The organism is Methylopila musalis (assembly GCF_042679725.1).
Lineage (GTDB): Bacteria > Pseudomonadota > Alphaproteobacteria > Rhizobiales > Methylopilaceae > Methylopila > Methylopila musalis.
The window spans coordinates 1-6885 of sequence record NZ_JBHTMX010000145.1; the positions used below are offsets into that span (position 1 = coordinate 1).

Here is a 6885-nt window from a genome sequence, read left to right on the forward strand (position 1 = left end):
CACCGCGCAGCTCGGGCTGTCCGGCGCCGAGATGCAGCGGCTCGCGCTGCGGCGGCTGGCGGAGAGCCGGCCCGACTGGGCGTTCCTGGACGAGCCCACCAGCGCGCTCGACCCGGAGGCGGAGGCCGAGGAGCTCGCCGCCCTGCGCGCGGCGCTGCCCGACACCACCTTCGTCATCGTCGCCCACCGCCGCCCCGAGGGCCTCGGCGACGTCGCCGAACTCCGCCTCGACGCCGCCCCCGTCCTGCGCCGCTCGGCGTGACGCGCCGTCTGTCAAACGCCGCGCCCTCTTCCTTGTCCCGGCCTCGAGCCGGGACCCAGAAACGTCAACCTCTCAGGATCACGCGCCCCGATCGCCGCGCTTTATTCGCAAACCTCAGCGTGTCTGGGTCCCGGCTCAAGGCCGGGACAAGGGGGAGAGCGCGGCCGTTGTTGGAGCGACCAAGGGGGAGGAAGGCCCCCTTTCCCGTGGCTTCATTCCCGCGCCCGATGGCGTTAGAACCCGGGCGACCTAAATCTCATCCGGCGACGCCGCCCCCGCGGCGCCCCGCGTTCACGTCGGACCCGCCTTGCGATGCCCCCCATTCTGCAGATTTCCGGCCTGGCGAAGACCTATTCGTCCGGCTTTCAGGCGCTGAAAGGCGTCGACCTCACCATTGAAACCGGCGAGATCTTCGCCTTGCTCGGCCCCAACGGCGCCGGCAAGACCACGCTGATCTCCATCGTCTGCGGGCTGGTGAACCCGACCGGCGGCAAGGTCGCCGTGGCCGGCCACGACATCGCAACCGACTACCGCGCCGCCCGGTCGCTGATCGGCCTGGTGCCGCAGGAGCTCGCCACCGAGCGGTTCGAGAGCGTGTGGGCGACCGTGTCGTTCTCCCGCGGCCTGTTCGGCAAGCCGAAGAACAACGCCTATCTCGAGAAGCTGCTGCGCGATCTGTCGCTGTGGGAGAAGCGCGACGAGCGCATCATGGCGCTGTCCGGCGGCATGAAGCGCCGGGTGCTGATCGCCAAGGCGCTGGCCCACGAGCCGCGCCTGCTGTTCCTGGACGAGCCCACCGCCGGCGTGGACGTGGAGCTGCGCCGGGACATGTGGCGGCTGATCCGGGAGCTGCGCGAGACCGGCGTCACCGTCATTCTCACCACCCACTACATCGAGGAAGCCGAGGAGATGGCCGACCGCATCGGCGTCATCACCCATGGCGAGCTGATCCTGGTGGAGGAGAAGGCGGCGCTGATGAGCAAGCTCGGCCGCAAGGAGCTGATCCTGCAGCTGTGCGAGCCCCTGCCCCGCGTGCCGGAGGCGCTCCTGCGCCATGGGCTTGAGCTGCGCGACGGCGGAAACGAGCTGGTCTACGTCTACGATTCCGCCCGCGAGCGCGCGGACGTGGCGGTGCTCCTGACCGAGCTTGCGGTGGCGGGCGTCGGCATCAAGGACCTGCGCACCACCCAGTCCTCGCTGGAGGATATTTTCGTCACCCTGGTGAACGGAGAGCGCGCGTGAGCGGCCTGAACCTGCGCGCGGTCGGCGCGATTTATTCGTTCGAGATGGCCCGGGCGCTGCGCACCGTGATGCAGAGCGTGATCTCGCCGGTGCTGTCCACCTCGCTCTATTTCGTGGTGTTCGGCGCCGCCATCGGCCAGCGCATCCAGGAGGTGGACGGCGTGCCCTACGGCGCCTTCATCGTGCCCGGACTGGTGATGCTTTCGCTGCTGACCCAGAGCGTGTCCAACGCCTCGTTCGGCATCTATTTCCCGCGCTTCGCGGGCACGATCTACGAGGTGCTGTCGGCGCCGGTGTCCTATCTGGAGATCGTGATCGCCTATGTGGGCGCCGCCGCCACCAAGTCGATCGCGATCGGCCTGATCATCCTCGCCACCGCCTCGCTGTTCACGCCGCTCACCGTGCTGCACCCGGTGTGGATGCTGTCCTTCCTGGTGCTGACGGCGATCACCTTCTGCCTGTTCGGCTTCATCATCGGCGTCTGGGCCGACGGCTTCGAGCAGCTCCAGATCATCCCGCTGCTGGTGATCACGCCGCTCACCTTCCTCGGCGGCAGCTTCTACTCCATCGACATGCTGCCGCCGCTGTGGCGCACGGTCAGCCTGTTCAACCCCGTGGTCTATCTGGTCTCGGGCTTCCGCTGGAGCTTCTACGGCAAGGCCGACGTCCACATCGGCGTCAGCCTCGCCATGACGCTGGCCTTCATGCTGCTCTGCATCCTGGTGATCCGCTGGATGTTCAAATCCGGCTACCGCCTGAAGGCGTGAGCGCGCCTGTCGCCTTAAGAGTTCATCGTCATGCCCGAGCTTGTCTCGGGCATCCACGATTTGCGGCGGCTCAGCCGCTTGACCGTAGAACGTCGTGGATGCCCGGCCTTCGCCGGGCATGACGGCGGAGGCCGATCGCCCCCAAGGCGGCCGTCACATCAGCTTAAGGGGGACCGTCACATCCGGCCGCGGGCGCTCGCGGTCGGGGCCACCTGACGGGTGAGCCAGTTAACCAGTTCGGTCCGGCGCGCCTTCGGGTCGGTCACCGAGGGCGACACGCCGAGCCGCCAGGCCACGTCCCTGCGCAGCGGCTCCGCGTCGAGCGACGCCAGATCGGCGATGTGGCGCGCGGCGTCGTCGGCGTCGCGCACGAAGCCCTCCTCGATCATCACCGGCGTGTAGCGCGTGAGGATGCCGCAGAGCTCCGCGAACGTGTATTCCGGGTGGTACTGGACGCCCCAGAACACGCCGCCCTCGTGGCGGATCTCCGCCGCCTGCACGGCGCAGAGGTCATTGCCGGCGGTGACGACCGCGCCCGACGGGAGAACCGCCACCTCGTCGGAGTGGATCGCCGGCGCGTCGAACGGATCGGCGCGGCCGGCGTGCATCGGGTGGGAGCGGCCGGCCTCGGTCAGGCGGAGGCCGCGGGCGACGCCCACCTCGCGCCCCTGCGGGTTCAGCTTCACCTCGCCGCCGGCGGCGACGGCGGCGACCTGAAGCCCCCAACACGAGCCGAAGAACGGCGCGCCGGAGCGGTACACCTCGCGGGCGAGCTCCACCTGCGTCAGCGATTCCGGCTCCGCCTTCCAGAGGTTCAGGCCCGAGCCGGTGATGACCACGCCGTCATAGGACGCGATCCCCGCCGCGTCGGGGAGATTGGCGCCCGGATCGGCGGGATAGGCGACGTCCACGGCGACGTTGAGGCCCTGCCAGCCGGCCACCTCCTCCAGCACGTCGGCGTAGAACGCGCTTGGCGTGCGCCCGGACACGGCGGCGTGACGCGCGCGCATGGCGGGCGGGTTGCCTTCGACGACGAGCAGGCGGAAGGGGCGGGACACGATGGGAGACTCCTGAAACCGACGGCCGGAGAACGGGCCGCGCAGCATGTCGGCGCGCCGGCCCGCGTTGTCCAGAGCCATCCCGCCGGGACCTCGCCAGCGATCGCCGCATGCGCAAAACCCAGAATGGCGCCATAGTCCACCGCATGCGCGGTCGACGCCGAGACCCGGCGCACGCAACGGCGGACAAAAGGGGAGAAACGCATCATGGCCACACGGATCGGCACGGAGAACAACGACGTCTTCGATGCGAGTGATTTCGGAGAGATGAACGTCAGCAACCGTTACGAGGGCAAGGGTGGAAACGACACGCTCGTTGGCGGCCATCTGCGCGATGTGCTGATCGGCGGCGAAGGAAACGACTACCTCGGCGGCGGCGACGGCGCCGATACGCTCGAGGACACGGGGGGCGCCTCGGTCTACGGTGACGCTGGCGACGACTCCATCACGCTGAACACCGCCAACGGCTTCGCGAACGGCGGGACCGGCGACGACAAATTCCTTTTGATCCGCACGTCGGGGACCATGTACGGCGATCAGGGCGACGACCTCTTCACTGTCCTCTCGTCCACCGGCCTGGCCCTAAACGGCGGACAGGGCGACGACATCATCTACGTCGGCGGCGGCGTCGCGACAGATCGGCTGATCATCAACGGCGACGCCGGCGACGACCTGCTCTCCGCCGGCGTCGCCGGCGAAACCTTCAACGGCGGCGCCGGCGAAGACACGATCAGCTACATATACGCGTCCTCCGCCGTGACCGTGGATCTCGCCCGCAACGCCGCCGGCGGCGCCGCGGCGGGCGACAGCTGGTTCCGGGTCGAGAACGTCGAGGGCTCCGACTACAACGACACCATCCGGGGGAACGGCGACTACAATTACATCACCGGCGGAGCCGGAAACGACATCGTTTCCGGCGACGCGGGCGGCGATCTGCTGGACGGCGGCGACGGGCTGGACCGGCTCGACTACAGCCGCTCCACCGCCGCCGTCACCGTCAACCTCGCCACCGGCGAGGCGAGCGGCGGGCACGCCGACGGCGACACGTTCTTCAGTTTCGAGAGCCTCGAGGGCAGCAAATACGCCGATGTCCTCATCGGCTCCGCTGGCGCCAACCGCATCGCCGGAGGCGGCGGAGATGACCGGCTGACGGGCGGCGGCGGCGGCGACGTGATCAGCGGCGGAGCCGGCGCGGATCGCTTCGTCTATCTCGACGTCACCGACAGCCGGATGTCGAGCGGGCGCGACACAATCTACGATTTCAAGCGCAGCGACGGCGACAAGATCGATCTCTCCGCCATCGACGCCTCGATCTCCGGCAGCGGCAACCAGGCCTTCACCCTCATCGGGACGAGCGCTTTCACCGCGGGCACGCAGGGACAGCTGAACTACCGGGTGTATGGCGGCTATGTGATCGTCCAGGGCGATATCAACGGCGACAGGGTCGGCGACTTCTCGATCCAGGTGATGAACGTGTCGAACCTCGCCGCGAGCGACTTCGTGCTCTGAGGCTCCCCGTCCCGACCGGACGCCGACACGAAAAAGCCCGCCATGACGGCGGGCCAAGTCGGGGTTGAAACGCTCCGGGGAGGAGCATCCCCAATCTGGTGACGGCGGCCGCGTCTGCAAAGGCCGCCGCCGTCACGAAATCGCCAGCGGGGCGAGAGCGGCGGCGGGCGCCGCTCTGCTGTCCGTCAGTGGGTCCGGTACTCCGCCGAGCCCTTGGAGAGCGCGAACTCCTCCTCCGGCGACAGCACCAGCTTGTGCCGGCCGTAAACCGCGAAATAGACGGTCGCGATCGCGAACCACACCAGCACCCACAGCACGCCCTTGGTGAAGTTCGGGTCCTGCACCTGGTAGAACAGCGTCACCACCGCGATCACGATGGTGAGCACGGCGCCCGGCACGCCGAGCGGGCTCCTGAACGGCCGCTCGATGTGGCTGGCGTTCTTCCGAAGCAGGATGAACGAGGCCGCCTGCGCGATGTAGGAGAACATCGCGCCCGAGACCGCCATGTTGAGCAGCACGCTGCCGATGGCGGCGCCGCCCGTCTCCGCGCCGAGCGCGAACCAGATCGCCAGCATCACCGCGAGGCCGACCAGCGAGCCCACGATCATGGCGATGTGCGGCGTGCGGTACTTGGAATGGGTGACCGACAGGCCGCGGGGGAAATAGCCGGCGCGGGAGAGCGAATAGACCTGCCGCCCCTGCGCGTAGAGGATGGTGTGGAAGCTCGCGATCAGGCCGGTCAGCGCCACCACGCCGAGGATCGCCACGCCGCCGTCGCCATAGACCGCCTTGAAGCCGTCGAGCAGCGGCTCGAGCGAGGTGGCGAGGTGGAACGAGCCCACGCCCACCACCGAGGGGTTCAGCAGCACGATCATGAAGGCGGAGACGATCAGCGTGAAGATGCCGAGCACGATGCCCCGCGGCATGTCGCGGGTCGGATCGACCGACTCTTCGGCCGCGAGCGGCAGCTGCTCGATGGCGAGGAACAGCCACACCGCGAAGGGCAGCGTGGCGAGCACGCCCGAGAAGCCGAACGGGAAGAACGAGCCGCCGCCCTCGGGCAGCTCCGCGATGGCGCCGTCCGGGCCGACGCCGATGTTGAGCGCCCAGCGGGAGAAGTCCATGTGCGGGATGGCGCTGAACCAGAAGAAGATCAGCACCGCGAGCGACATCAGCGTGAAGACCATCGTCACCTTGAACGACAGCTCCAGCCCGAACACGTTCAGGCCCACGAACAGCGCGAAGAACACGATCCAGATCAGCGGCGAATAGGCCGGATCGAGCCCGAAGATGGCGTTCACGTAGCCGGTGATGAAGGTCACGATCACCGCCGGCGTGATGACGTACTCCACGTTCTCGCACAGGCCGGTGAAGAAGCCGCCCCAGGGGCCCATGGCGGTGCGGGCGAAGGAGTAGGCGGCGCCGGTGTGCGGCAGCGCGGCCGACATCTCGGCGATGGAGAAGGTGAGCCCGAGATACATCACCGCGATGATGCCGGCCGCGGCCAGCATGCCGCCCCAGCCGCCGGTGGCGAAGCCGAAGTTCCAACCCGAAAAGTGGCCGGAGATGACGGCGCCGACGCCGAGCGCCCACAGGCTCGCGACGCCGGCGTAGCGCGTCAGGCCGCGCTTCTCGAAATATCCTGCGTCCACCTTCTGATAGGTGACGCCCTTCTGCTCTTGCGACATGGCCCGCGCGATCCCCGTTGTCCGGGAGGACGATGTCCGCCCGCTTGGATCACGCGATCGTTTGATCTGCTCACGCGGCTGTCAACGCTTGCAGCGCCCGGAGGCGCCCGCTTTCGCGCTCTGGCGCGCATTTCAGCAGATAACCTTCGTCGAAGGCGCCCTCAGGGCGCGGAAACGGGCGCCTGCGGGGCCGGCGCCGGAGACGGGGCGTGCGGCGCGGGCTGCGGCGCGAACAGCACATAGGCGATGACGCCGATCGCGATCACCACGGCCGCGACCAGCGTGATCCGCCCCACCGACGACCCGGCGGAGACGGGCGCGCGCTCGCCCCCCGCGGGCTTCGGGCTTGCGTCGGCGGG

Annotated in this window: 5 protein-coding genes and 2 pseudogenes; 4 read left to right on the plus strand and 3 right to left on the minus strand. The window is 68.7% G+C overall.

Annotated elements, in window-relative coordinates; all coding sequences use genetic code 11:
* The 3 genes and pseudogenes from ACFQ4O_RS13220 to ACFQ4O_RS13230 all read left to right on the plus strand — a co-directional run.
* Positions 1 to 262: pseudogene (locus ACFQ4O_RS13220) on the plus strand (hypothetical protein); the annotation flags it as partial.
* A gap of 312 nt (positions 263 to 574) precedes the next feature.
* Positions 575 to 1504: an ABC transporter ATP-binding protein gene (locus tag ACFQ4O_RS13225; protein WP_378776164.1), complete on the plus strand. Its 930-nt coding sequence runs from the start codon at positions 575 to 577 to the stop codon at positions 1502 to 1504.
* A 5-nt stretch (positions 1505 to 1509) separates the two neighbouring features.
* Positions 1510 to 2271, plus strand: a complete 762-nt coding sequence (locus ACFQ4O_RS13230; RefSeq protein WP_378776168.1) for an ABC transporter permease — start codon at positions 1510 to 1512, stop codon at positions 2269 to 2271.
* A gap of 176 nt (positions 2272 to 2447) precedes the next feature.
* Here the strand turns inward: ACFQ4O_RS13230 and ACFQ4O_RS13235 are convergent, their stop codons facing one another.
* Positions 2448 to 3410 carry a type 1 glutamine amidotransferase gene (locus ACFQ4O_RS13235; RefSeq protein ID WP_378776165.1) on the minus strand — a complete coding sequence of 321 codons (963 nt, stop codon included), beginning with the start codon at positions 3408 to 3410 and terminating at the stop codon, positions 2448 to 2450.
* A 126-nt stretch (positions 3411 to 3536) separates the two neighbouring features.
* On the opposite strand from ACFQ4O_RS13235, the gene ACFQ4O_RS13240 reads away from it, so the two are divergent.
* Positions 3537 to 4838, plus strand: a complete 1302-nt coding sequence (locus ACFQ4O_RS13240; RefSeq protein WP_378776166.1) for a calcium-binding protein — start codon at positions 3537 to 3539, stop codon at positions 4836 to 4838.
* Between the two features lie 185 nt (positions 4839 to 5023).
* On the opposite strand, the gene ACFQ4O_RS13245 is transcribed toward ACFQ4O_RS13240, so the two are convergent.
* Both ACFQ4O_RS13245 and ACFQ4O_RS13250 read right to left on the minus strand, forming a co-directional pair.
* A complete protein-coding gene (locus tag ACFQ4O_RS13245) occupies positions 5024 to 6526 on the minus strand; it encodes an amino acid permease (RefSeq protein WP_378776167.1) in 1503 nt (500 codons plus the stop codon).
* A gap of 161 nt (positions 6527 to 6687) precedes the next feature.
* Positions 6688 to 6885: pseudogene (locus ACFQ4O_RS13250) on the minus strand (dihydrolipoamide succinyltransferase); the annotation flags it as partial.

What these genes read in the sequence shown, in the direction of transcription:
- ACFQ4O_RS13225 (WP_378776164.1), top strand. Translation starts at nt 575, where the DNA reads ATGCCCCCCATTCTGCAGATTTCCGGCCTGGCGAAGACCTATTCGTCC.
- ACFQ4O_RS13235 (WP_378776165.1), bottom strand. Translation starts at nt 3,410, where the DNA reads ATGGCTCTGGACAACGCGGGCCGGCGCGCCGACATGCTGCGCGGCCCG.
- ACFQ4O_RS13240 (WP_378776166.1), top strand. Translation starts at nt 3,537, where the DNA reads ATGGCCACACGGATCGGCACGGAGAACAACGACGTCTTCGATGCGAGT.
- ACFQ4O_RS13245 (WP_378776167.1), bottom strand. Translation starts at nt 6,526, where the DNA reads ATGTCGCAAGAGCAGAAGGGCGTCACCTATCAGAAGGTGGACGCAGGA.